Source organism: Nocardia sp. NPDC052112, assembly GCF_040680135.1.
In the GTDB taxonomy this organism is placed as follows: domain Bacteria; phylum Actinomycetota; class Actinomycetes; order Mycobacteriales; family Mycobacteriaceae; genus Nocardia.
Window position 1 is genome coordinate 286,081 of the sequence record NZ_JBFAWD010000008.1, and the last position, 25,529, is coordinate 311,609.

The following is a 25,529-nucleotide window of genomic DNA, read 5'->3' on the forward strand; positions in this document are numbered from 1 at the left end:
TTTCAAAGTGATAACGGCGTGGTGGCCGATTCGGAGTTGAAGAAGCCGAACCTGGCGTACACCACCGGATCCGAATCCGGGCGTAGCCGCGACCCTCAGGTGGTGCGATCGGCCGCCGCCGGGCCAACTCGCCGACCACGCGGCGTCGTTTCGGCGTCGAGTTCGGGTTGGGGAACGGATTGTGGTTGTTCGCCAGAAGCTCCTGCGCTAGCGCGGACGCCGTGGGGAAGAACACCTTGCAGTGCATCGAGGGTTTTTCGATCGCATGAACGCGCCGCTACGTTGGTGTCGGCGAGGTGATCCGTCCAACACCGCGGTGCCTGGGGAAGCACGGATGTTTCGATCCTGCACAGATTCTGTCTGTCGCATCTTTCGACCCTCTATCCGTATGGTGCACGACATCTTTGAAGTCACATCCCGCACGGCTGATGGGTTCAGATCGCATGTCCGATCGCGTCGAGCACCAGTGCGGTGGTCGCCTATGCGACGTATCTCGATGGCGCGAACTCGTCGAGTCAGTTGCCAGAATATTGATCCAGCACTGCGATAATTCTCTCGAAATCACGTACCGAACGCTGGCAGAATTCTCGATCCGTCTTCACCAAGAGGTCCACAGCTTGCGCTTCGGTTGCTAGTCCGTGAAGTTCTTTCTCAGCCATTACTCGTGAGGGTACGAGTACCCAGTTACGTCGGGTGGTGTCGAACAACCAGTCGATCTCTCGGTTGTCGGCAAAAGCGGCCTCGTGCAGAAGTTCGGCAACACGAGCCGGTTGAGGTTCGGGGAAACGCCAGACAATAAGCGGCGGTGCGGGAGTGCCGTCATCACCGACACCGCCCGCATGGCGATACCACTCCAGGTCTCCGTACCGCTTCAGTCGAGTAATAAAATCACCAGAATTCACTACCCTACTCCCTTGATCGTAGCGCCGGGATTATCTCCCATAATAGTCTTCCGCCATTGCTCGATGGGGATGGGGTTTGGACTATGCCTCGGGTCGTAGACATATTTGCCGTCGGTATAGACCTCGTGATATAGAAATTGTTCACGCAGCCCGTATTCTTCTACGGTCACCTCTTTCCCGGGAGCAGGATCCACCCGGAGTATCTCCCCTTCCCCAGCGGCAACCTTCTTTAAATGTTCCGCAATCTCGGAACAATCTTCACCCGGATGAATGCCCTCTCGCAGCATTCTTGCCATCTCATCGGCAACCGCGCTCGAAGGAACGCCAGCCGAGCCTCCGTCGTTCGCCGGGCTTCCATCCTCATCGATATACACTTTCATGAGGATGATGGCGGCGAGTTTTGCGGCTTCCTGAGTGAGGTCGGGGACTTTGTCGAACGCAGTGACGGTGAAGGCTGTGGCACCCGCCACTGCGGAGGCCGTGCCGATTATTTTGATGAGTTTGCTTGCGTCGTAGGTGCTTTTGAGCACTCTGGCGGTGTTGCCCGCGATCGCTACGACGCCGACGCCGGCGGCGACGTCGCTGAGGGCAGCGGTGATCCAGGAGGCGGCGATACCGATGACGACAGTGGTTCCGGCTGCTATCAAAGCGTTGGTGACCGCGTCCCGGAACTTGTCGCGGGTTTCGGAGGTAGCGGCGCTGTATTCGGTGACAGGTGCGGAGAGGCTGAGGGATGCGGAGGCAAGTTGAGTGGCACCACCATTGAGGGTGGTGAGGTGGCCGAGGAGGGGGTCGAGGCCTTTCTTGTCCTGGATGTCGCTGAAAAGGTTGGTAATCTCGGTGATCCTGGATGCGGCATCGGTGATGGTTTTGTGTTCGGCGAACGTTTTCCATGTCGATGCGGCCTTGGCGAGCTTGTCTTTGTTGCCGTTGGGCAGCTTGCTTCCGAATTCGTCCTGGATTTTTCCGACCAGGGCGTCGTAGAAGCCGGGGACACTGCCGTGTCCCTCGGTGACACCGTCGCCGTTGTTGCCTACCGAGGTCGGGATTGTCACCTTGTACTCCGACATCGCCGTCACGGTGGGTCGGTCGGGCATCGGGTTGGAGTTATTGGATAGTGCCCAGTTGTGTCCGGCGGCGTAGAGCATGGTGCCGAAGTTGGTGAGGGCGTCGGCCAGGTTCGTGCAGGTCTGCATCGTTTCCTGGGCGACGCGGTCGTAGGTCTTGCCCCATTGTTCGCAGCCGGCGGTGTTACCGGCCATGCCCGCACATTCACCTTTGACCGCATCGTGGACAGGTTTGTCGGCGGCACGCAGGTCGGTGGCCAGGGCGTGGCATTTCTTGCCGGCGTCGTAGTAGGTCTGCCAGTCGATAACCAGTACACCCATATGTCTTATCCCTGGGAGAACATTGTGTAGTTCGTGTCGTGGGCAGTGGTGTAGCGGGCGTGGGCCGCCTTGGCCGCGTCGCTCACATTCTTCACCCCCTCGACGAATTCGCGTGCCCCAATGACCCATTGAGCGTGGGCATCGGCATACGCCTGGGCGGCAACACCTTCCCACCCACTACCGACCAGGGTGGCGACCCGGTCATCGATCTCATCGAGATGCTCGCCGATGAACCCGGCCAGACCCGACAGACGGACCACGATCTCATCGAGATGGTCCAGGTCGACCGAAAACTGAGAGCTCATGGCAGATCCAAACTCGAAGTGCTCAATGTGGCGGCGTTGCTCTCATCTCCCGCCTGATAGGTGTCGGCGGTGACGCCCAGCTTCTCCGCCATGCCGGTTAGAGCGGTCATGATCTGGACACCGCCGTCACGCACTTCAGTCCAGCCCTCAGAGAATTCGTTGGCCGCGTCCCCGGTCCAGCTGCCATCGGTCAGCGACGCGACGTCCTTAGCCGCAGAATCGAGTGCCGATCGCAGTGCCTCGGCCAACTCGTAGACGTACTTGCCGACCTCGCGCACCTTCTCGGGTACTACAGCGAGGTTCTGGCCAGAGGCTGGTGTCCCCCCATCACTCATGACGCCAATCCTACCGAGTCCTATCAGAGCGTAGGCATGGACGGGTCGTGAATGCTGGCGTGACCAAAGGTATCGGCACCGAGATGCGGATTCCCGACCCGACATCAATTGGCTTGTCCCGCAACGGATCGGCTGTCGCGGCAGCCTGGCGTGCTCGGTCGATCTCACTGATGAACCAGTCGCGCACAAGCGCCGCCGCGATGGCAAGTGGTCTCCAGGAGGTCAGTGAGTATCTCGCCTAGTCATCGGTGTCCGGAAGACCGCACTGCTGAAGCGCCTCGCCGATGTTCCTACACCGGTAGGCCCGACGCCCCGCGAGGACGGCGCGGCAGGCGCCAGTCGAGTTCTGCAACACCCGCGAGGAGGCGCGCCGAAATCGGTCTTCCGGCGTGTCGTTGAGAGGGTTCGTGCGATATCCGTTGCGGCCTTTCGTCGAGCGACCCAAGGTGGGGTAGTTCCGTATCGATCGGTTAGCCACGGGGCCAGCGTCTCTCCGAACACCTTTTCAGCCGGTGGCGGTCCGCTATACGACGTTCAACCAAACATACTGCGCAGCATTGATATTCATACCGACCGGCCTCGTCGATAGGGGACCTGCCGGGGCAATATGTCTGAAAGTTGCTGCGAAGAAGTCTGTTTCGGCTTGCGAGATAGATGGTTGGTGGCACGATTGATGAAAGCCTGGACGGCCGTGTCGTGGGGAGAGCAGAAGTTCGGATGAGTGCTGCGGGGTGGCGAGGCGTTCAGATCGTCATCTCGCCCCGGCATGTGACATCGATCGTTGTTCGCCGGCAACGTCGGCGCCCGAAACCATGGGGAGAAGCGGATGCGGGTCGTGGCGGTTATGAATTACAAGGGTGGTGTGGGAAAGACGACGCTCACCGCGAATCTCGGTGCGGTTGCCGCCAGCCGAGGGCTGCGCGTGTTACTTATCGATCTCGATCCACAAACCAATCTGACCTTCTCGTTCTTCTCGGTCGACGACTGGCACGATCGGCTCAAGGACGACCGCACGATCAGACAGTGGTACCAGGGTGAAATGCCCGGGAGGGAGCTCTCCCTGGCCGACCTTGTCGTCACGCCGGAGCGTGTCAACAGAGCGCTGGAGAACCCCGTCGGACAGCTCGACCTGATCTCCTCGCACCTCGGCCTGATCGATATCGATCTCGAGCTCGCCGCCCTGCTGGGCGGGACCACCACCCTCGACGGATCGAAGCGGCGGTTTCTGGATCTGCACGGTTGTCTGCGACAAGCGTTGGGGGACAGTCACTTCAGCAACGCCTACGATCTGGTGCTCATCGACTGCGCACCGAATTTCGGCCTCGTCACCAAGACCGCGATCGTGGCCAGCGAGCTCATTCTCGTGCCGGCCAAGGCGGACTATCTGTCCACGTTGGGATTGGACTATCTGGTCGGCAACTGCGCCGGACTGGTGGAGCAGTTCAACGACTACGTCAACCACAAGGGTGGTGGCGGTGGACATACGCCGATCGATCCCAGTTTCCTGGGGGTCGTCTTCACCATGGTGCAGATCTACTCGCAACAGGTGACGCTCGCTCAGCACCGCTATATCGAAGAGGTGCGCGAGAGTTCGCGAGTTCCCGTGTTGAAGAGCATGATTCGTAACAGTCCCAAGCACTTCGGCAATGCCGGCGAGAGCGGTGTGCCAGCGATGCTGCACAACGCCGGCAAGGACGAGGTCGTCAAGGAGTTCGACCAGTTGGCCGATGAGGTACTGGGTGCGCTCGCATCGTCGACGGGTGCTCACCAGTGAGCGACCTGAAAAGTTTCGTCGCCCTGCAAGCCCGGCTGGCTGAGTTCTTGGCACGACAAGACGAGGCCACACTGCGTGGGATTCTCGACGGAACGGTCGGGTTGGCGGTCGTGCCCGCCGACGATGCGACATCGGTCGGCTCCGCCCCTCGTGGGTTATCGCGCGGCATTTCCCGGTCTCTGGCGGCCGACCCCGTCGGGTCGCCGTCAACGATTCCTCTTCAAGTGGTGCAGGATCTTTCGCGATTGCCGCTTGGGCAGCAACGGAGCTTCTACCTGAATGGGGCGGACCTGCCGCTGCAGGGGCTGCGCCAGGTGGCCAAGCTGCTGGGCCTCCGCGGCTACACGAAACCCAGGAAAGCGGAGCTCCTCGAGATATTGGTCCGCCACGAGTTCACCCGGAACGACGCTGCCGCGGACGAACCCCCCACTCCGGCGCCGACCCTCGATCCGCCCGACGGCAAGATAGTGGTCGAGAGCGCCGGGTCCGATAATGCGATGGCCGACAACGCGGGGGCCGACCATGTCGATACCGGGGGCACCGCATCGCAGCCCGCCCCCCACGAGTCCAGCCCTGTGCTGGCAGCGGCCCCGACCGGAGCCGCGAGTTCGAATGCCGATGCTGCCCGAATCGCTGCGCAACTGCGCGCGACCGAGACTGAGGACGAGGGGGCCGCATATCTGCGTGATCAGCAGCTTGACCGTGCGGGTCTGCTGGCCGTGGCTGCGGAGTTGCAGCTCACTCGGGTGGATCGCTTGAGCCGCCCCGAACTCGAGAAGCGGGTGCTCAAGCAGGCGATCGGCGCCCGGCGAAAGTTTGCCGGCTTGCGGAAGTGGTGAGCGCCCGTGCGGAGCGAAGTGACAGCAGAGCGAGCCGAGCAGCCCGGCGGTCGCTCGGCGTATCTGATCGGCGGGCGTCGGGTTACGGTTTCGGACCTGTTGGATGCCGGTCTTATTCAGACTGGCGCGAAGCTCAGGTTCAAGCGCAACCGGATCGGCGTGACCTACGACGCGACAGTCACCGACAAGGGACGTATCCGGCTCGAGCCCGATGGCGAGGAATTCCGCTCACCGTCCCGGGCGGCGATGGTGGCCGCCGGGATGGGAGCCGTCGACGGGTGGCGGGCGTGGCTTGTGGTCGAGCAGGATCGGATGTTGGACGCCGTCCGTCAGGAGTTGCTCGACCGGGTGATCTCGAATGTCGCGGCCGCTGCGCACCGGCACAACGAGGATGTGGTGCGTCAGCGCATCCATGAGCGCCTGAGGCAGGCCCGCAGGCATGCGGACGAGGATGAGGCCGAACGCATTTCGGTCCGTGAACTGCTGTCGCTGTGGGGAGCATCGGATCGCGGAGATCAAGTCAGTCGGATCGAGGCGGATCTGGCCAACCACGGACTGGTGACCTCACCCAGCTTTCGGGCGGTAACTCTGGACACCGTGGTCGCACTGACTACGCCGCCCAGCGAGGCGGACGGGAACATGGTGGCGAGTCCGTCTGTCCTCGACGACGTCCCGGTCGCCGAGGACGACGAGGGGGAGCGTGATCTCGATGTCCGCCTGACGGTTGGGAATCTGTCACCCCTGGGTGGGGTCGAGTCAGTCGGGCCGAACAGCACCCTCGAAGAAGCGATCACCAAGATGCTTCTGAACGATTACTCTCAGCTCGCTGTCCTCAGTGGCCCTCGTAATCTGCGCGGAGCGGTCACCTGGCGCTCGATCGTCCAGGCGATGCACCAGAGACCCGATGCGAGTCTCGCCGATGCGATCGACCCGCATGTGGAGGTCGTCGATTACGAACGCGATCTCTCCGATGTCCTACCCACGCTGCAACAGTGCGAATTCGTCTTCGTCCGGGACGAGAACAAGGCCATTAACGGCATCGTCACGACGGCCGACGTGGCTCAGCGCTACGGCGAGATGGCGACCCCATTCTTCCAGTTGGGGGAGCTGGATCAAACGCTGCGCTGGATCCTGAACCGCACCTTGGATATTCGGACCGTTCAACGACTCTGTCACCGGGAGATCACCAGTTTCGACCAGCTCTCAGTGGGTGACTACCGCCGTGTGCTGGAGAACAGGGAGGTCTGGGAGAAACTGGGGTGGCCGTTGGACCGCTCCGCATTCATCTCCCGGCTCGAAGAGATCCGGCTCATCCGCAACAAGGTTATGCACTTCCATCCCGACCCGATGCCCGAAGACGCCGTCGACAAGTTACGGATGTTCAACAATTTGCTGCACCGGTATCGTGATCCGGAGTAATCGGACGGTGACTTACCGTCGGCCGGTGAGAGATCGCCGGAACATATGAATCTTGTTGTGTTCGGAGCCCGTATCGACGCCCTGCTGGGCGACAAGCAGAAGGTGGCCGCAGCTTCGCTTAGTACCAAAGCAATGGCGATGGTCAGCCACGTCCTGCCACGTGCGGTGGTCCGATTGTTACGCCCCGCGGCATGGTGACGAATCGGCCGATCCACGGGTGAAGTCGACGGAGATCGCTTTGCTATGGCGTTGCAGAACTCCGGGTCGCCGTCAGCATCGACCCCAGCCGCTGAAATCATCGTCGGCGTCGGCCAAGACATCGTCGCCCTGAGACCCACGCAAAGCAGCCACCACCTCGCAATGGATTCATGATCGAGCGACGCAAGATTCAACACACCAAACTCCTCCCGATTCCCGGCGGTGCACCATCACCATGATCAATCACCAAGTCCCCGTTCGTATTTCGAACGCCGGTGTTCTTTGGCTCGCGGCCCCATATCAGCGTCGAACGGATTGTCCGATGGTTGGTCGACGGCATGCCACCGGGCGACATCGCCGCGTCCCCAGCAGTCCCATCTGTCGCACACAGAGCAATTGCACGAACGAGGCGTCCTGTGCCGCAGTGAGCAAACAGGCAAGACCTCGACGTTGAGCTGGCAGTGGCGCTGCTGTTCTGGTCCGTTCATGAAGACTGATGGCTGCTGTTGCCGAGTCGGGCCGTTGGGGATCGACGTCCCCGACGGCCTTCTCTGGCCATCGCACGATTTCGGACACCGTGGAACCCTCCCGCTCGCTTATCGTCGCGGTTGAGGCCGAGTGATACGGCCCGTCGCAGGAGCTGACGGGCAGTGGGCAGAGAAACCAGACCCAGGCCGCTTCAAAGGGTGCGGTGGGCAACGCTGACATAGAAATTGGGCACCGGAGTGGAGTGCTGGTCGGTATTCGTGGAGGAGGCCAACCATTCCGCGATCAGAGAGCTTGGCGCAAAACCTGGAGTGGACCTGGCAACGAGTTGTTCAAGCGCCCACGGGCGGACTCGTCGATTGTGTGCAACGGGTCGTCTGTCCTGCTGGTGGCGGGAAGTTTCAAGATTTGTGCGCAAGGTCGCAAACCATCCCGATACACTTCGAAGGTCGTCGTCGAACGATCGGTTGCAACACTTCAGGGGAGGTGTGAATGCCTGAGCCCGCTTACGCGGTCGTCGATATCCTTTGCGATACGAACGAATTTCGCGATCTGGCAGCTATCCCGAATCTGCTGATCGAATTCAGTCCCGAAGTCACCGACGATCCGGCGAAAATGTTGGTTCACGCGTTCGCCGACGAGGACGCTCAGGCGGCGGCACGGGCGATGGGCTGCACAGTGGCGGTGCTGCAATCCGCCGAGGACTATGCGGCCCAGGTCGCGGCCGCGTATGCGGCAATCAACGATGGTGACGACGGCGGGGTCGCCTGATGCCCTATCCTCTGGAAGCCCCGGCATTCGAGAAGGCGATGGCGGCTCTGGCAAAACCCCCGGGAGGCGTGTGCAAGAAGACAGAATTTCCCAATCAGACCGTCTCCGTGGGCATGGGGCCCACCACCTATTCGTTCCTCGAGATCGGGAGTGGCGCGGATCCGAACCGTGTGACCGCTCTTGCAATCGCGGGAATGCACGCCCGCGAATGGGCGCAGCCCGACGCCCTCCTCAGCTTCGCCCAGAAGTTACTGTCGGCTTACAAGACCAATAGTGCGTTCGTCATCCCTGCCTACACCGAGGCGGGAACGACTTTCGGACCGATAAGTGTTCCGGCATCGACGATCAAGATGATGATCGACAAGCTCAGCATCCTGCTCGTGCCGTTGGCGAACCCGGATGGGCGCGCCTATTCGCAAAGTAAAAATACACAAGTGCATAGATCGTGGCGTAAGAATCGAGCACCGAGTCCGTTGCCCGGTAGTCCGCCGCTATCGGTTGGGGTGGATATCAACCGCAATTTCGATATAGCTTGGGATTTCGACGTCTACTACAGTCCTGCGTTCTTGGCGAGCGGGCTTTTAGGGGGGACGAAGAATCCTGCCGACCCTGACGGAGTCTTCATCGGCAAGCCGAAACCCGCGCCGGATCAGCATCATCCGCTGATCGAACCCGAGGTCAAGAACTTGATCTGGCTGCTCGACAACCGGCCGGTTACCTTCAGCGTGGACCTGCACTCGGCGTTGCTGAAGATCATGTATCCCTGGGCGATCGAGCGAAACGGCAAGGACGATACCCAGACTTTTCAGAAGACGGCGTTGGACGGCACACGCGACGGCACCCTGGGCGATAAGTACTCCGAGTTCTTCCCCTATAAGCCGCCGGTGCGCCTGCTGGACAAGCACGACCAGATTGCGCGGGCCATGCAGGGCAAAATCAAGGCCGCCACCGGCCGTCTGTACCCATTCGGCGGGATCGCTGATGTCGCCTACCCGGCGACCGGCACGTTCACAGACTTCTTCTTCAGCCGGCAGTTCACCGTCCCCAATTCACCACCACTACACGCGTTCGCCGCCGAGATCGGTACGCCGGCGCTGGATGGCTTCCAACCACACCCGACAAAGCCGGACGGCTACCCGAAGATCGAACGCGAGATTCACGCACTGCTGCTCGCGTTCTTCGAGGCGGCGCTCTCGGCCGTACCGCCGCCGGTTCCTGTGTCACCACCCCCACCACCGCCACCGGCGGGCACCGGCACCGGGACTGGGTCGGGTAGCGGCCTGTGCCCATTCACGCTGGTGGCACTCGAACTCGGCGTCGGCAGCACCGCACTGGACACGCTGCGCCGAGGCCGCGCGGAATTGCTGGCCGGACGCCGTACTCGCGTCGCCATGTTGGCTCTCGACCGAGCCTATCGTCGGATGTCGACAAGGAGCATTCCGTTTCTGGAGCGCCGAGGCTGGGCCAGGCTGGCCGTCGCCTACGGCGTGCTGGTACCCACGGCGATGCTGACCGACCTCGCACTGAAATGGCACCTTCGATGAGCGGTGCGACCGGCACGTCCGAACGAATCGCCCTGACACTCGCCGAGGCGTTGGCTCCGCTGCAGGACGACCTCGCGTCAGCCAACATCGCCAGCCTCATCCGGCAATTGGGCCTGGAACTTCCGATCGCCTTCACACCGCCAGCCGCGCTGACGGCTGCAGCGCAGACCGTCGCGACCGCAGCGGGTCTCCTGCCTGCACGCGCGGCGGCACTGACCGCCGCGATCCAAGCCGACGTCGTTGCGACGATCGTCAGCGAGGGCGTCGCGACGCTCAACCAGGTTCGGGCGGTGATCAACGCGATCGACACGCTCGCCACGCAACTACCCGGGATCCTCACCGGAGCGGGCGTGAACGGCGCCGACGCGTCGGCCTTCGCAGGCCATTTCGCCGAGCGCCTCTTCTCCTACCGGGTCATCCGATATCTGGAGGACCGGCACGCCGTGGCACTGGGCGGGCTCGGGCTCGGCGGTGTCGTCGACCGTATGACGGTGCCGAACGTCGGTGGCCCGGGTACCCATCTGACGCGTCGGCTGCGCTTCGACCGCGTCGACTCGGTGATCGGGAATCCCGGCGCGGCGTTGCAAACCCTGTACGGCTGGGGCGGCCCCGGCTTCGATGGCCGTGAACTCGTGCGCCGTGTCGCCGAACTTCTCGACGCCCTGGTCATCCCCGTGCACTACGACGATGCCACCGCGACGCTGACCACCTTCCAGGCCACGCTCGCACCCACAACGGGCCCGGGCCCACGCGGTCTGGCTCTCACGTTGCGCGACAACATCCCGGGTGGCTATGCGGCGGCGCTGGATCTCACTCCACAGACGCGGCTAGAGATGCTCCTGGACGGCGGGCTCGCGGGCGGACTCGTCCTGGAACTCAGACCACCAGGCGACATCCGCGCCCATCCCGCCGGTGAGCTCGCCGGCCGTGCGAGATTCGGTATCACGCGGCGCGCTCGAGGCAACGACACGCTGACGTTGCTCGGAATTGCCGGTGGCGTAGGCATCCGCGCCGCGAGCATCGGCGTATTTCTGGCCAGCGACCTCGTGTGGAATGCAGGCACCGGTCAGACGACCGGCTCGTTCGGATTGAGCGGCGATATCAAGGGCGGCAAGCTGACCCTCGATTTCAGCCAGGCCGACGGGTTCATCGGCACCATCCTGTCCGCGGTCAAACTCGACGCGGATCTCGACTTCGGCTTCGACTGGTCTGTCGCCCGCGGGCTGCGCTTCCGCGGCTCCAGTGCGCTGGAAATCAAACTGCCCGTACACCTTTCGCTCGATGCGGTGGCGATCAACGCACTGACATTGGGCGTGGGCGTCCAAGACGACGCGTTTCCTGTCACCCTGTCGGCTGATATCGCCGCCCGGCTCGGCATGCTGGACATTGTCGTCCAGGAGATCGGCTTTGCCGTCGACGTACGGCTGAGATCGGACGGGAAGGGCAATGCCGGACCTCTCGACCTGTCCTTCCGCTTCCAACCGCCCAGGGGTGTCGGCCTCAGCGTCGACACCGGCCTGGTCAAGGGCGGCGGCTTCCTGCGGCTCGATCCGGATGCCGGCGAATATTCGGGCGCCTTGGAACTGTCGTTCCAAGGCGTTATCGACCTCAAGGCGTTCGGCATCATCAATACGAAGTTCCCCGACGGGCGCGGGGGTTTTGCGTTCCTGGTGTTGATCACCGCCGAATTCATCCCGATACAACTGGGATTCGGCTTCACTCTGCTCGGCGTCGGCGGACTGCTCAGCCTCAACCGCACTTTGGATACGCCCGCGCTGATGGCCGGAGTAAAAACCGGGGCGGTCAATTCGATCCTGTTCCCGCAGAACATCGTTGCCAATATCGATCGCATCGCGAGCGATATCAAGACGATATTCCCGCTCGCCGAGGGACATTTCATCGTCGCACCGATGGGCAAGCTCGGCTGGGGAACACCGACCCTGATCTCGGTCGAGATCGGCGTCATACTGGACCTTCCCGCGCCAGCCCTCGTCGTCATCGGTGTGCTGCGGATCAACATTCCCGCTGAAGACGCGCCGCTGCTGCGATTGCAGGTGAACTTCGCCGGGGGCATCGCCTTCGATCGCGGGCTGATCTGGTTCGACGCAAGCCTGTTCGACAGTCGCCTGGTGGGTTTCACACTCACCGGCGATATGGCGCTGCGCATCGGCTGGGGCTCGGGGCCGATGCTGGTCATCTCTGTCGGCGGCTTCCATCCCGCGTTCCGCGAAATCCCGGACGACCTTCGCGATATGCGCCGGATGACGATCTCGCTGCTGTCTGGCAACAATCCACGTTTGACGGTGCAGACCTACTTCGCGATCACGTCCAACACGGTGCAGAATGGCTCGCGCGTCGAATTGTACGCAGCCGCTTGCGGATTCAACATCTATGGCTTCCTCGGATACGACCTGCTGGTCCAGTTCAACCCGGTCCACTTCGTCGCGTCGATCTCGGCTGGGGTCGCGCTGCGGGAAGGCACCGACGTCATCGCCGGAATATCGGTGCACGGCGAGCTTTCCGGGCCCGCGCCATGGAACGCCAACGGACGAGCATCTCTGGAGATCCTTTTCTTCGAGATATCAGTGCATTTCAACGAGACCTGGGGCAACGACGCACCGCCCGATCCCGTGGAGATCGAAAACGTCACGAAGCTCGTCACCGCCGCGATCAACGACGACCGCAACTGGCGGGCCACCACCCCCGCGAACGCGACCGTCGGTGTCTCGCTGCGCAAACAGGAGCTGCCTGAAGGCGAGATCGTGCTGCAGCCGTTCGGCGTGCTATCGGTCAGCCAGAAGGTCGTCCCGCTGTCGTATCCGCTGGAGAAGTTCGGAAATAAGAAGCCCGACGTCGATCGTTTCGAGCTCACTACCGCGCTCGGCGGCGTCGGTGACGAACGCGAGGAATTCGCGGTCGCCCAGTACAAGAGGCTGTCCGATTCGGACAAGCTGGGCGCACCGTCGTTCGAGCGGATGAAGAGCGGGCTGCGTTTCTCTACCGGGGAGGCGAGCGAATACGGGGCGCGCGTGGTGTGCGAGGTCGACTACGAGCTGAGCTATGTCCACCGCCGCCGCGGATTCATCTCGTTCGCGGGCATCTTCAAACTGTTCAGGCCGGTGTTCTCGGTGCTCGCCGGAGGGAGCAGCGCGTCCAAAAACGTGTTCTCCCAGGCGAAGAAGGGCGCTGTCAAGCCTGCGCGCGTCACGATCAACCCCAGTGAGTTCCTCGTCGTCGCTGTCTCGGACCTCAGCCCGATCGCCGGGCTGAAGGCCGCGACTATGGCCGAGGCCGACGCGATGCACGACGAACTGGTCGCCTCCGATCCAGCACTGCGGGGGCGGATCCAGGTCGTCGCGGCGCACGAACTGGCAGGTGCCGCATGATTTCCGTTGGCCGCTATACGTTTTCGTCCTGGCTGCGGCACGGAGTCGCGACGCGTATCAACCAGACCGACACGCTCGGGTCCGGGGATTCCGGCGTCAATGAACGTGCCACCGTGCCTATCGGTGTCAGCCTGAATGGCACCGGCATCACCAAGAACTTCGCGCTGATCGGGCCCGGCGATATCGTCGGCATCAACCCGCAGATGGTGGTGCGCACCGAGCCGCGACATTGGATCTCCAATTACGAGCCGAACTACCTGGCCTTCGTCGAGTTCTACGACGAGGACTTCCTGTGGCGGTACACGCCCGCCCATCCGAACGGCGAGAAGCTCTCGCCGTGGCTTGCGCTGCTGGTACTGAAGGCGCCCGACAACGGTCAACCCGGTGAATACGAAGAAGGCGATCACCGCGATCCACTGCCGACATTGCGCGTCACCGCGGCTGCGGCATTGCCCTCACTCACCCACAACTGGGCCTTCGGCCATGTCAGCATCAATGAAGGCCATGACAATCCGACGGAGTTCGAGCAATTCCTGCTGAGCTTGCGAGACCCTGACTCCGCCAACGCCGACAAGATCATCAGCCGACTCTTCAGCCCCCGGAAGCTGCAGCACGATACGGCTTACCGCGCGTTCGTCGTCCCGGCCTTCGAGAGCGGTCGGCTGGCGGGCCTGCAGCTGAATCCGTCGACCACCGACGCGCAGGCCCCGGCGTGGACGCCTGGTGCCGCGGTCGAGTTGCCGTACTACTACGACTGGTACTTCCGCACCGGCGAGGACGAGGACTTCGAGTCACTGGTCAAACGCCTCGAGCCTCGTCCGGTGGACAGGCATGTCGGGATCCGCGATATGGACGCGTCGCACCCGAATTTCGGTGTCACGATCGGTGCCGACATCGGAAAAATTCCACCGGAAGACCAGCACGACCCGCCGCCACCGCAGACCGTGCTCGGTCTGGAGGGAGCGCTACGGGCGCCCACGACAGTCAGCAGGCCCGAAACCATTGACACGGCCAAACCGTTCCTCACCCAACTCGCCGACGTGCTCAACCTTGCCGACGACCGGCTGGCTGCCAATCCCGGAGGCAAGGTCGATCCCCTTGTGACCCCGCCCATCTATGGCGGCAAGCACGCCATGAAGAAGCGCGTGGACTTCGCCACGAGGGGATGGATGACAACACTGAACCGCGATCCACGCCTGCGCGTGCCGGCCGGGCTCGGTACCCGCGTCATCCAGACGAACCAGGAGGACTACGTCGCCCGCGCGTGGGCACAGGTCACGCAAATCCTCGCGATGAACCGGCGGGTGGCATTGGGCCGTATCACGATGGAAGCGGCCCGCACGATGCACGCCACCTTCTTCACCAAGCTGCGTCCGGCGACGTTGCTGACGGTCGCCAACCCCGTGACCAAGAAGGCCATGGCATCACTGACGACAATCCATCACGTGGTCGCCGAAAGCCGGGTATCCAGCGCGCCGCTCGATTCCGCGATGCGTCGCATGCTGCGCGCTCGCGGCCCGCTCGCACAACGGCTGACCGCGTCCGACCCCGGCTTCAGCCAGGACCGGATGGTGGAGGCCATCAACGAAGGCACGGTCACCGCCGCGCCGCCCAAAGACATCGGAGCCGGGCTGCCCTCCGACGAATCCGTCGCCGACAAAGCCGGTGGCCGGACTCCCGGCTGGATCACCTGGATCAAGCGCTACCTCTGGTGGATAGTGCTGCTGCTCGTGGTGCTGGCGGTCGTGATGTTCGTCGTCGGCGCCTGGATCGTCGCGCTGGTGTTCCTGGGGCTGGCGCTCGCGGCAGTGCTGGTCGCCCGGCGCGAACCAACACCCGGTGACGTCGCGTCCGGCATCACCGACCCGGCCAGGCTTCCCCAAACCCTCGCGGATGTGCCGCCGCGACCGGACTTCACACTTGTCGAGACAGATCCGCCGCCGCGGCCCGGAGCGAGCGGAATCAGTTTGGTTTCACAGCATGTCGGCATCACCGCCGCCGATTACATCTCGGTGGTCGGCTCGTCGTCGCACTTCGCGGGTGCCAGACGCGACAGTGTCGAAGCCGCGAACTTCCGCCGAGCCGCGATCGCGATCGCAGGGCGTCTGGGCATCAAGCCCATTGAACCGGCGCGGCCGAAACTCGATCTCGGCGACGTCGGCCGCAAGCTCGCCGACGCTCTCGACCCACAACGGACCTGGCCGATCATGCTCGCACACGAGGTGGTACTGCACTTCTCGCCCGAGTGGCTGCTCGATCCCGAGCATCTGGTGTCGGCGATGGCCTATCCGGACTTCGACGACGCCATGTACGAGAAACTGCGGGACCTGTCGTCGGAGTTGTTCCTGCCCAACATCGGGCTGATCCCGCCCGACACCATCACGCTGATGAAGACCAACCCGCCGTTCATCGAGTCCTACATGGTCGGCCTCAACCACGAGTTCGGGCGCGAACTGCTCTGGCGGGAGTACCCGACGGATGAGCGTGGCAGCTACTTTCGGCAGTTCTGGAGCGTGCGCGGCCTTGTCGTCCCGCCGACGAATCCGCCGCTCACACCCGAGCAACTCAAGGCGCGCTACCGCGACATCGCGCCGCTCGACACCTGGACCACGCCATCGAAGCTCGGCGCCCACAAGCCTCCGGAACGTCCGAAGACCGGCGATCTGGTCCTCACCGTGCGCGGCGAACTGCTGAAGAAATATCCCAATACCCTGATCTACGCGCAGAAGGCGCACCTGGCTCACACCTCGTCCGGTGCGCCCGCCCCGACCCGCCCGCCGGTGATCCGGCCCGTGACGACGGAGGCCGAGATGACAGCGGAGATCCGGTTCCCGCTGTTCAGCGCCGAGGTGGACCCCGATATCCGGTTCTTCGGCTTCGACCTGACGGTTGAACAGGCCAAGGGCGCCGACGATCCGAAACAGGAAAATGACGATTGGGGCTGGTATTTCGTGATCCAGGAGCTGCCCGGCGAGCCTCGCTTCGGCATGGACATCACCTTCGATCCGGACGACGACAACACCACGCCGATCACCTGGAACGACCTGAGCTGGGATCGTGTCCCGCCTGGCGAATTCGTCAACCCGTCCGCGCAGCCGCTTCCGGCGTTTTTCAACCTGCTCGCCGCCGACCTCCGGGCGCAGTGGGGCCGCCATGCTGCCGATATGGCGTCGATCCTGTTCCAGCGTCCGGTGATGATCGCCGTGCACGCGCGCGAGATGTTGGAGAAGCTCGATGCGTGAGCGGGGGCAGATTCTGGACGAGCTGCGCGCCGCTCGCGGCGCCTACAGCGATGCCGCGCGACAGGATCATGCCTTGCGCCTCGAGCACATCGCGTTGCGCCGCGAGCGGTCCCGCATCGAGCGCGCCGGTGACGCCGAAGCGTTGCGGAATGTAGAGGCGAGGCTGCGGCGGGTTGCCGCCCAGTTGAACGAAAGCAACGCCGCCACCAGCCACCGGCGCGGCGCCGTCAAGGACCTCGTCGGCGAACTGCACGAGGCGTTCACCCCCGAACTCCTGACGCGGATGTGGTCCGCCGACACGCCAATCCTCTTGCTGCCGTTGCGGGTCGAGACACGGTTCCGGGGTGAACAGCTGCTCGTGCGGGTCTTCCCCGACGAGATCGCCATCGACACCCACGAAGAGCTCCTCACCCACGGCGAAGCCGACGCGGGCAGGGACTACTGGCGCACCATCGCCGCCGACAGCAGTGAAACCGGGCACAGGCAGGCCTGGCGCAAACTCGTCGACGGCTATACCGCGCCACGCGCCGGCTACATTGTCGATCGCACCCGGCCGGTCAACTGGTCCGAACTGGCCGTTGTCGGGGTGGATGGCCTCACCTTCCCCGTGGAGGCGACGCTGAAGGAGGACGGTTGGACGCGGCCCCCGCTGGTCAAGGTGTTTCCCGACCGATTGGTATTGACGTTGTTCCGGGCGGGCCGGCCGATTTACGCAAAGCCCGCCGACTACCTGATCCCCGACGTCGTCCAAGCCGGTCCGGCACCGTTGACGATCGACGGCCACGCGTCATGGAAGCGCGGCGCCGACGGCCGCCTCGAGTTCGATGCGGAGTCCGAATGGCTGCGTGACTTCGATACCGCGGTCAAGATGGGGCTGGGCTTCGAGGTGCCGCTGGGTGACGACGGCGGCGGCTTCGACGAGCTGATCGTGCTCGGCCTCAAACATTCGGCGGACACCGACGCGACCGTGGATCTGCTCACCGAACTCCTTGGGGGGCACCGGTACTCGGCCAAAGGTCTGGCACTTGTGCCGCAAGGCACAGCGACGAACAACACCAGCGCCGAGGATGCCGGGCTCGACACGATCGATTGGTTCGCGGAGGCGAGTTTCGCCGCGCAGACAGGTGAACAGACTTCCGCGACCGTCACCGACCTCGATGCCGCGACCGACGGCTACCGACTCGCCGCCTATCTCGGTCTCGAGCCCGAGGTTTTCGCGCGAGTTCCGCATGCGACGGACCGCGACCACGCCGAGGCCGTTGCGATGAACACCGCGCTGTACCCGGGCACGCTCGGGTACTTTCTGCGCACCATGATCGGCGAGGTCGCCGACCATGCGACGCTCGACGAACTGCGCGAGTTCTACGTCCGCTGGGTAACCGGCCGGGGACCGCTGGCCTCGATTCGCGTCGGCAATCAACCCTATGGCCTCGTCGTCGCCGGCCCGGCCCCGCGCGTACGGCAGACCACCGACGTGCCTCGGTTCGACGTCGCCCTCGAAGCCATTGTCGCCAAGGCGCGGCCATTCTGGAAGAGCCGGCTTCCGCAAATCGCCCACCTCGGCGCGACGACCAATGGCAGCGCCGATCTGCTTACGGTGCTCGGCCTGCAGCCGACCACCGCGGACTACTTCCAGCGCATCGCTACGACCTACGACCATCTCGCCAACCTCGCAGGCTTCCAGACCGGCGGCAACCGGATGAACGAGGTGTACGCATCAGTGTTCGCGGGCGTCGCCGCGGATTCGACGCTGGTCGACCTGGGCTATCGGGTGCGCCGCCCCGACGGCACGCAAAAGCCGTATCCGTTGCTGTTCCAGCTGATCTACCAGCGCCACCAGACGCACATCCCGAAAACCTCGCTCATCGACGCCCAACCGTTCTCCGAGCGGGATCCGATCAAGCCCTACGACGCCGCGCAGACGAAGAACTACATCGATTGGCTGGCGGCGAACGCGCGTAGCGCCGACGCGCTGCGCGCCCAGGACTTCTCCGGGGCGCCGACACCGACGGCCCTGCTGTACCGGTTGCTACGGCACGCGCTGCTCATTCAGACCGGCGTCAGCGTCCATCGGTGGCTCGATCATTTCGAGGTCGCGGCGCCGGAATTGCTGACGAGCCGCAAGCTCATCGGGATGACACCGGCGCTCGACATCGCGGTCTGGGAGATCCTGTCGGCCCCCGCCAGTGCGGTCAGCGGCACGGTGAATTCCGATCTGCCACTGTTGGCAATGGTGCATCTGCCCGAGTACCGCACCGGCGTCCATGCCTCGATCGGCGCGCCGCTGTCGGAGATGATGGCCGCCTATACCGTGCTGCGGGGCCTGCCGACCGCGCGGCTGGAACGGCTGCTCGCCGAACATATCGACACATTGAGCTATCGGCTCGACGCCTGGGAGACGGCGTTGGCGGCCCGGCGCCTCATGCGCCGACGCGAGGACAGCGATTCCAGCAGCCCGCGGCGGGGGCTATACCTCGGTGCGGTCGGCTATCTGGAGAACGTTCGCCGCGACGAGGGACGGCGGCGGCCACTCGAGGACAGCGACCTGCACGAGTCGCTACGCGGCGACAGCGGCGACCTGTTCACGCCGACCGACCCGGCGGGGTTCGTGCACACGCCGTCACTCAACCACGCCACCGCGGCAGCGGTCCTGCGCAACGGATACCTGACCCATGCGACACCGGACGATCCCGATCGGCTCGCGGTCAACCTGAGTTCGCGCCGGGTGCGCCGCGCTGACGAGCTGATGCAAGGTGTACGCAACGGCCAGCCCCTCGAGGTGCTTCTCGGCATCGAATTCGAGCGCGGCCTGCACGATGCGACAACCCGCCACACCGGTCCCATCGTGCTCAACGACCTCAAACCCGCTTTCCGGCAGGCTTTTCCGATCAAACACACGAAGATCCCGCCAGCCGGGCACCCGGAACAGGCACCCGAAATCGTCCCCGATTACAGCGTGGTCAATGGATTGGACATCATCGCCGCGGCCGACACCTTTCCCACCGGAGTCCCGGGCCTGCCAGCGCTTCCGGCCCCGAAAGTCAACGAGCTCGCGGCGATTCGTGACCGGCTGAAGGACTCCCTCGACGCCCTCAAGGACGTGGTGACCACCGAATGCGTGTATCAGCTCGCGCTCGGCAACTTCGACCGCGCGGCGGCGATCGTCCAGTCGCTCTCGGCCGCGGCGGCGCACCCCGACATCGAGGTGACGAATTCCTCGCGAGGCACTGATCTGAGCTTCACCCAACGGCTGACTCTCGAACTCTATCCCGCTGTCGTCGGCAATCCGTGGCCGGCCATCTTACCGACCCCGCGCGCGAAACTCGAACCGCCGCTGAACAACTGGGTCGGTACCCTGCTGGGCGATCCCGCGAAATTCGCCTGCAAGGTATCCCTCACCGAATCCGGCTCAACCGTCGACACCGCTGTCCGGCTCTCGCAGCTGCATCTGCAGCCCTTGGACTTGGTGCAATTGAGCCGCGGAGTCCGCGACGCCGCCGGACCGCAAGAACTCGAGGCCCGCATTCATGCGGCGGCGTTGGCGGTCACCGGCGCCACGCGAACCGCGACGGTCACGATCGCGTTCACCGAGACCGGGTTGGCCGACTCGACGGTGGCCCCAATGGGCGACGCGCTGGCGGTGCTGGACCTGACACACCAAGTGCTATCGAGCGCACGCCCGATCGACGGACGCGACGCCCTGACGTCCTCGAAACCACTGCCCGCGGGTACCGAGCCGTCGGGCATCGATGTCGCCGAGTTGCGGACCCGTTTCAACGGGCTGAAGTCCGTGACCGACACACTCATCACTGATCTGGCAACCGCGCTGGGAGCCGGCGCCGTCGACTTCGCCGAGCTGCGCAAAGTGCTACGGCGAGCCGCCGATGCGGGCATTCCGTACGCGTTCCCGGCGGGGGACGACAATACCCTTGTTGCGCAAGGAAAGTCGATCGGTGAGGCCCTCACGAACCTTCGGGACCGCGCCGCCGCTCTCGCCGCGGAAAGCCGGGCGGCGGGCCTCACCCCGCCGCAGGCGGCCGAGAAGCTCATCGCGGCGATCCACGAATTGACCGGTGCCGATTTCCGTGTGCTGCCGCGTTTCACCGCGCCCAACGCGACCCAGCTGCAGGCAAGCGACGCGACCCGTCAGGCGATGCTCGCCTACGCCCAAGGCAGTAATACGGCCATCGATCCGGTGAGTGACGTGCTGACCAGCGTGGCGCAAGTGCGTACTGCTGTACATCGGGTGCATCGGTTGCGGCTCGTGGAGGAGCTCATGACCGGCAACCGCACCGAGGTCACGGCGATTCAGTTGCCGCCAAGAGCGGGCGACGTCTGGCTGGGCGCGGCGTTGCCGGCAGGCCACGAGATCCTCGACGACACCTTGTCGCTGATCCAACTGCGTCCGCACGGCTTCGACCCGACAGGTGCCCGGTGTGGACTCCAGATCGACGAATGGACCGAATCTTTTCCTCGTAGAAAGGAAGTCACCGGTCTCGCCTTCGGTTTCGACCAGCCCAACAGCGCGCCGTTGCAGTCGCTGTTGCTGGCTGTCGCGGGCGAAGAAGACGACAGATGGAGCTGGGACGCGGTGCTGGGCATTGTGCGAGAGACTGTGCTACGCGCCAAGTTACGCGCGGTGGAGCCCGACATGCTCGACCAGATTCCGGGGGTCACCACCCTGCTGCCTGCGACGATGGCCGAGTTCTCGACGTCGCCCGGTGTACTGTCGCTCGACTTCGCCCTCGGCGTGCCGATGGTCCTGGCCAAGGCGTTGACCACGGCCTACCTCGCCGACTTCAACTCCACAGGGATCAAACCATGAAGCACTTCACCGAGGTGATCAAGAACGAAAAGGTGCTCGAGAAGATCTTCCGGGTCCCCGCGATCACCGCCTACAACCGCCTCGAGGGCCGCCCGCGCACCGTCGACTTCGGCCGCAGCCTGCGCGCGGAGGTGCGGGACGCGCTGTGGTATCTCACCCGCCAGTGGCAGCTCGGTGAATTGCAGGCCGAGGATGCCGCGTCCCCGATCGATGCCCGGCTCGCAACGCGCGGTGCGGCTTTCGACCGGGTCTCTTTCGCCGGGGGCCCGACACAGCCTTACGACGACACCACGCCGCTCGAGGTCGCTGTCGAACGTGAGAGATTCCCGTGGACACTGCCCGCCCGAATCGAGGCAGCCGAGTTGTTCTTGCGTGGCGTGCCCGCCGGTGTCCGTGCGACGGTCGGCGCCGCGGCGTGGGCGAAGTTTCCGCTCGATGCCGACCCGGACTGGCCGCGTGAGCCCGATGCGCAGGTGCTGTACCGGCTCGCGGCGAGCCGCTCGTTCGATGGCGAGAAACTGCTGGCGAGCCACAAGGCCGGGACGCTGGCCGCCGATCTGGGGGCTGTGGCGGGCGACGTCGAGCCGGCGGCGGATACGGTGGCGGACTGGCGAACTCGGATCTTCGGCGCCGAGCAACCTCACCCGCCGCGGGCCTGGCTGCCCGACCGGCTCGCGTACGATGTGCGGATCTCGACCGCCGCCACCGCCAACGGCGAACAAGCGCTACTGACCGCGCCCCGCTACGCCGCCGGCCGGCTGGATTGGTATGCGTTCGATGCCGCCCCCTCGCACATGGAACTGGCTGCACCCGAGGATAATTCGCCAGTACCAGCGCCGGAAGTCGAGGCGCTTTCGTTTGTGCCCACCGCAGCCTCGTTCCCTGGTATGCCCAATCCGCGGTTCTGGGAGATGGAGGACCGCCGTATCAATTTCGGGTCACTCAACGCCAAGACCACAGATCACCTGCTGCTGATCTTCGCTGAGATGGGCCTGATCTACGGTAACGACTGGTTCGTCATACCGTTCGAGATGTCGGTCAATACGCTCTGCGAGGTAATGGGGCTGGTCGTCACCGACGTATTCGGCGATCGCACATTGATCCCGCCCGCCAATGCCCCGGCCGCCGAAAACAATTGGCAGAGTTGGAGTTTCTTCTCGGTGACCGGTGAGAGTCACGACGACTGGCGGGGCAGGTTCTTCTGGTTGCCTGCGAGCCTGACCTCGGTCGAGGAGAGCGAACCGCTCGAGGCGGTGAGCTTCGCCCGCGATGAAATGGCGAATCTGGCATGGGCCGTGGAGGACACCGTGCCCGACGGGACCGGCAAGGGGATCGAGACCCGGTTGCTGATACCCGACGAGCCGTCGCCCCCGCCGACCATTGCGGGCGTGCGGTATGTGCTGGGCACCACCGTGCCGGAGAACTGGGTGCCGTTCCTGCCCGAGCATCTGCCCGGCTCCATCGCCGATATTCGGCTGCGGCGCGGAGCGATGCCGTCGCACGGTCAGCCGCCCGTCCAGCCACGCCGCCGCGGTGAGCTTCTCAAAGAGATGCCAGCGCCGTTCTACATCGCCGAAGAAGAGGTGCCCGAATCAGGGATCGTCGTGTCGCGGCGCGCGCAACGAGCACGCTGGTACGACGGGCGCACCTACCTTTGGATCGGTCGCGCCCGCGAAACGGGACGCGGCGCTGCCTCGAGTGGCCTTCGCTTCGACCAGATCGACGACGTACCCTCGTCGACGTAGCCGACATCGTCTAATGGTCTGTGCCGTGGGGCGGTCCAGACTTCCGTGGCACGAATAGCCGGAACGCTCTGGAACCCGCCGACCCGGGCGCTGGTAAGCCCCTGGACCCGGTCCGACCGGATTCCGTGTTCGGTCATCGTTGGTCTTGGCAACCGACACATACACCCATGGTGTCGATACGTAGCAAGGGCGACGCCGATGGGTACCTGCACCTTTGAATGTGCGTCGGGTCGTGCTGTTCGAGGGCCTGGACGTGGCAAGCGCGGCCTGATTGGTTTGCGAGCGCTCTGTGCCCGATGGCGGCGTGGCAGGTGAGAGGGGATATCTCAGTCACCCATCGCTGATCGTGCTGCCCGGATCGACCACGGAACCGAAGTGCCCATCTCGGCCGAACGGATGCCTGCCGACTCGGCCCGGCCGGGTGCGGAACGACACGATCAGGCCTCCGGGCAGGAATCGCTCCATATCCACACCGCAGTTCACGATGGGTACACCGTTCGCTGCGGCAGGAGATCACACCCTGTGTGGCTGTTATCGGCGCTGGTCGAGCTTTTTGCCGAGTACCTGTGCGGCGATGGTGTTCTTGAGGACCTGCATGGTTCCGCCGGCGATGGAGGAGACGATGACGTCGCGGAAGCATCGTTCCGGTGGGAATCCGGGCTCGGGCCTGGATATCGGCTTGGGCGGGGGAGAGGTCGAATGCTGTTGTGTCCATATCAGGGTCTTTCGGTGATGGGTGACTTTGGCCGGGCTGCCGCCTCGCACGTGCCCGCAGGCCCTGTGCGTTTCAGCTCGTGCAGCACACGGGAATGTGACTTACGGCATGGTGTAGCCGCCACTGACCGAGAACACCTGACCGGTGACCTGGCGGGCGGTGGTCTCGGAAGACACCCACACGACGGCGTTGGCGATGTCCTCGGCCTTGGTGAGGCGCCGCAGCGGTATGTCCTTGCGCAGGAACTCGATCTGCTTCTCGTTGAAGACCGAGTCCTCACCGGCGGCCCACAGGCTGTCCTTTCCGACGGCGTCGGGCCCTTCGGGGATGACCAGTCCCGGGCAGACCACATTCGAGCGGATGCCGTGGCGGCCGTGTTCGCGGGCGGTGGTGCGCGCCAACGCGATCAGCGCCGCCTTCGTGGCCCCGTACACGCCCTGCCGAATCTGCCCGAACGCGGCGTCGCTCGAGATGAAGACGATCGAGCCCTGTCCCGTGTCCCGCATGACCGGGATTGCGGCCTGGGTGGTCGCGATGGCGGTGTAGAGATTGACCTCCACGGTGCGTTGCCATTTGGCGCGGTCGGTGTCCTCGGCGATGAATCCCGGCACGCTCCACCCGGCGTTGTTGACCAGTACGTCGAGTCCTTCCCAGTTCCGCACAGCGCGATCGACAGCGACTTGCGCGACACCCTCGGCGGTGAGGTCACCGGCCGCGACTTCGACCGCCGCGGCGCCGAGTTCGAGTGCTTCGGCTCGAACTTTCTCTGCCTGTTCGGCGTCGATATCGCTGATGACGATGCGCGCGCCTTCGCGGGCGAAGCCGTGCACGATGCCGCGGCCGATATTGGAACCACCGCCGGTGACTAGAACACGGGCATTGCGCAGCTGCAGATCCATGCGGTCTAACTCCTTCGTTACGGACCAAGCGTAAAGTCTAATTTATGTTCAATTAAATCTCTAGAGTGAAGCGCCGCTGAGTCCGCCGCGGATGATGGTTTGCGCCGTATGGACCACGGCGTCGAGCGGGCCGGCGGCAGGAGTCCACCACTCCGAGGCCCAGTTCAGGGCGCCGAGCGTCAACATGCGTGCGGCGCGCAGATCGAGATGATCGGACAGGTCTCCGGCAGTTGCGGCGTCCTGGAAAAGCTGCTTCCAGACTTGGCCGTAGGCGGCTTCCTCGGCCAGCTGCCGAGCGCGGATCTTTGCCGGGACCTGGGCGGCATTGCGGATGGCGGCGGTCGTGTAGTCGGAGATTTCGAGTTCGTGGCGCAGATGGGCTTCGACGGCGACCATGATCCGCTCGATCGGGGGCGTCGCTTCCGGCAGCGCGTCGAGAATCTCCGAGATGTGCTCGCGCATTTCGGCGATGCCGGACCACATCACCTCTTCGACCAGATCGTCGCGAGAGGGGAAGTAATAGTAGATGGCGGGCGCCTGCAGTTCGGCTCGTTCGGCGACGTCGGACAGTCGGGTGCCCGCATAGCCCTTACGGCTGAGCGTGTATGCCGCCGCGTCGAGGATGCGCTTGCGGGTGCGGGCAGATTTCGATTCCGGGCCCTCGTCGGTGACGGGCATTGCCATGTCGGTGCCTCCGATCTTCGCTTGCGGCCGGTTCCGGGGGTGGTTCGGCTGTGCCGCAGGATTGACCTAACC

General features: G+C 64.1%; 17 protein-coding genes. 10 read left to right on the forward strand and 7 right to left on the reverse strand.

Annotated elements, in window-relative coordinates; translation table 11 throughout:
- Positions 1 to 515: 515 nt before the first annotated feature.
- The 4 genes from AB0L58_RS18580 to AB0L58_RS18595 are packed head-to-tail and all read right to left on the reverse strand — an operon-like array spanning position 516 to position 2,930.
- Positions 516 to 902: a hypothetical protein gene (locus tag AB0L58_RS18580; RefSeq protein ID WP_364388107.1), complete on the reverse strand. Its 387-nt coding sequence runs from the start codon at positions 900 to 902 to the stop codon at positions 516 to 518.
- Positions 902 to 2,290 (reverse strand): hypothetical protein, encoded by a 1,389-nt coding sequence (locus tag AB0L58_RS18585; protein WP_364388109.1) that lies wholly within the window; start codon positions 2,288 to 2,290, stop codon positions 902 to 904. Before AB0L58_RS18585 ends, AB0L58_RS18580 begins: the two co-directional genes overlap by 1 nt.
- Positions 2,291 to 2,295: 5 nt before the next feature.
- The gene (locus AB0L58_RS18590; RefSeq protein WP_364388111.1) at positions 2,296 to 2,595 is read right to left on the reverse strand and encodes a WXG100 family type VII secretion target; all 300 of its coding nucleotides are present in this window, start codon (positions 2,593 to 2,595) and stop codon (positions 2,296 to 2,298) included.
- Positions 2,592 to 2,930, reverse strand: a complete 339-nt coding sequence (locus tag AB0L58_RS18595) for a WXG100 family type VII secretion target (RefSeq protein WP_364388113.1) — start codon at positions 2,928 to 2,930, stop codon at positions 2,592 to 2,594. The genes AB0L58_RS18590 and AB0L58_RS18595 overlap by 4 nt, the downstream gene beginning before the upstream one ends.
- A gap of 835 nt (positions 2,931 to 3,765) precedes the next feature.
- Between AB0L58_RS18595 and AB0L58_RS18600 the strand changes: the two genes are divergently transcribed.
- The 10 genes from AB0L58_RS18600 (at position 3,766) to AB0L58_RS18645 (ending at position 23,159) form a co-directional block, all read left to right on the forward strand.
- A complete protein-coding gene (locus AB0L58_RS18600; RefSeq protein WP_364388115.1) occupies positions 3,766 to 4,704 on the forward strand; it encodes an AAA family ATPase in 939 nt (312 codons plus the stop codon).
- Positions 4,701 to 5,543, forward strand: a complete 843-nt coding sequence (locus tag AB0L58_RS18605) for a hypothetical protein (protein WP_364388117.1) — start codon at positions 4,701 to 4,703, stop codon at positions 5,541 to 5,543. Before AB0L58_RS18600 ends, AB0L58_RS18605 begins: the two co-directional genes overlap by 4 nt.
- A gap of 18 nt (positions 5,544 to 5,561) precedes the next feature.
- On the forward strand, positions 5,562 to 6,962 hold the full coding sequence (locus tag AB0L58_RS18610) for a CBS domain-containing protein (protein WP_364388119.1): 1,401 nt from the start codon (positions 5,562 to 5,564) through the stop codon (positions 6,960 to 6,962).
- Between the two features lie 45 nt (positions 6,963 to 7,007).
- Positions 7,008 to 7,160, forward strand: coding sequence for a hypothetical protein (locus AB0L58_RS18615; RefSeq protein WP_364388121.1), 153 nt, complete (start codon positions 7,008 to 7,010; stop codon positions 7,158 to 7,160).
- A gap of 978 nt (positions 7,161 to 8,138) precedes the next feature.
- Positions 8,139 to 8,417 carry a hypothetical protein gene (locus AB0L58_RS18620; protein WP_364388123.1) on the forward strand — a complete coding sequence of 93 codons (279 nt, stop codon included), beginning with the start codon at positions 8,139 to 8,141 and terminating at the stop codon, positions 8,415 to 8,417.
- A gap of 113 nt (positions 8,418 to 8,530) precedes the next feature.
- A complete protein-coding gene (locus tag AB0L58_RS18625) occupies positions 8,531 to 9,961 on the forward strand; it encodes a M14 family zinc carboxypeptidase (protein WP_364388125.1) in 1,431 nt (476 codons plus the stop codon).
- Positions 9,958 to 13,347, forward strand: a complete 3,390-nt coding sequence (locus AB0L58_RS18630) for a DUF6603 domain-containing protein (protein ID WP_364388127.1) — start codon at positions 9,958 to 9,960, stop codon at positions 13,345 to 13,347. The genes AB0L58_RS18625 and AB0L58_RS18630 overlap by 4 nt, the downstream gene beginning before the upstream one ends.
- Positions 13,344 to 16,589 carry a hypothetical protein gene (locus AB0L58_RS18635; protein WP_364388129.1) on the forward strand — a complete coding sequence of 1,082 codons (3,246 nt, stop codon included), beginning with the start codon at positions 13,344 to 13,346 and terminating at the stop codon, positions 16,587 to 16,589. Before AB0L58_RS18630 ends, AB0L58_RS18635 begins: the two co-directional genes overlap by 4 nt.
- The gene (locus AB0L58_RS18640) at positions 16,582 to 21,414 is read left to right on the forward strand and encodes a hypothetical protein (RefSeq protein WP_364388131.1); all 4,833 of its coding nucleotides are present in this window, start codon (positions 16,582 to 16,584) and stop codon (positions 21,412 to 21,414) included. The genes AB0L58_RS18635 and AB0L58_RS18640 overlap by 8 nt, the downstream gene beginning before the upstream one ends.
- On the forward strand, positions 21,411 to 23,159 hold the full coding sequence (locus AB0L58_RS18645) for a hypothetical protein (RefSeq protein WP_364388133.1): 1,749 nt from the start codon (positions 21,411 to 21,413) through the stop codon (positions 23,157 to 23,159). The genes AB0L58_RS18640 and AB0L58_RS18645 overlap by 4 nt, the downstream gene beginning before the upstream one ends.
- Before the next feature lie 330 nt (positions 23,160 to 23,489).
- Here AB0L58_RS18645 and AB0L58_RS18650 read toward each other — a convergent pair whose 3' ends face one another.
- From AB0L58_RS18650 to AB0L58_RS18660, 3 genes are all read right to left on the reverse strand, one after another.
- The gene (locus AB0L58_RS18650; protein WP_364388135.1) at positions 23,490 to 23,642 is read right to left on the reverse strand and encodes a hypothetical protein; all 153 of its coding nucleotides are present in this window, start codon (positions 23,640 to 23,642) and stop codon (positions 23,490 to 23,492) included.
- A gap of 333 nt (positions 23,643 to 23,975) precedes the next feature.
- A complete protein-coding gene (locus tag AB0L58_RS18655; protein WP_364388137.1) occupies positions 23,976 to 24,773 on the reverse strand; it encodes an SDR family oxidoreductase in 798 nt (265 codons plus the stop codon).
- A gap of 60 nt (positions 24,774 to 24,833) precedes the next feature.
- Positions 24,834 to 25,457, reverse strand: a complete 624-nt coding sequence (locus tag AB0L58_RS18660) for a TetR/AcrR family transcriptional regulator (protein WP_364388139.1) — start codon at positions 25,455 to 25,457, stop codon at positions 24,834 to 24,836.
- Positions 25,458 to 25,529: the final 72 nt, after the last annotated feature.

What these genes read in the sequence shown, in the direction of transcription:
- AB0L58_RS18585 (WP_364388109.1), bottom strand. Translation starts at nt 2,290, where the DNA reads ATGGGTGTACTGGTTATCGACTGGCAGACCTACTACGACGCCGGCAAG.
- AB0L58_RS18590 (WP_364388111.1), bottom strand. Translation starts at nt 2,595, where the DNA reads ATGAGCTCTCAGTTTTCGGTCGACCTGGACCATCTCGATGAGATCGTG.
- AB0L58_RS18595 (WP_364388113.1), bottom strand. Translation starts at nt 2,930, where the DNA reads ATGAGTGATGGGGGGACACCAGCCTCTGGCCAGAACCTCGCTGTAGTA.
- AB0L58_RS18615 (WP_364388121.1), top strand. Translation starts at nt 7,008, where the DNA reads ATGAATCTTGTTGTGTTCGGAGCCCGTATCGACGCCCTGCTGGGCGAC.
- AB0L58_RS18620 (WP_364388123.1), top strand. Translation starts at nt 8,139, where the DNA reads ATGCCTGAGCCCGCTTACGCGGTCGTCGATATCCTTTGCGATACGAAC.
- AB0L58_RS18625 (WP_364388125.1), top strand. Translation starts at nt 8,531, where the DNA reads ATGGGGCCCACCACCTATTCGTTCCTCGAGATCGGGAGTGGCGCGGAT.
- AB0L58_RS18630 (WP_364388127.1), top strand. Translation starts at nt 9,958, where the DNA reads ATGAGCGGTGCGACCGGCACGTCCGAACGAATCGCCCTGACACTCGCC.
- AB0L58_RS18635 (WP_364388129.1), top strand. Translation starts at nt 13,344, where the DNA reads ATGATTTCCGTTGGCCGCTATACGTTTTCGTCCTGGCTGCGGCACGGA.
- AB0L58_RS18640 (WP_364388131.1), top strand. Translation starts at nt 16,582, where the DNA reads ATGCGTGAGCGGGGGCAGATTCTGGACGAGCTGCGCGCCGCTCGCGGC.
- AB0L58_RS18645 (WP_364388133.1), top strand. Translation starts at nt 21,411, where the DNA reads ATGAAGCACTTCACCGAGGTGATCAAGAACGAAAAGGTGCTCGAGAAG.
- AB0L58_RS18655 (WP_364388137.1), bottom strand. Translation starts at nt 24,773, where the DNA reads ATGGATCTGCAGCTGCGCAATGCCCGTGTTCTAGTCACCGGCGGTGGT.
- AB0L58_RS18660 (WP_364388139.1), bottom strand. Translation starts at nt 25,457, where the DNA reads ATGGCAATGCCCGTCACCGACGAGGGCCCGGAATCGAAATCTGCCCGC.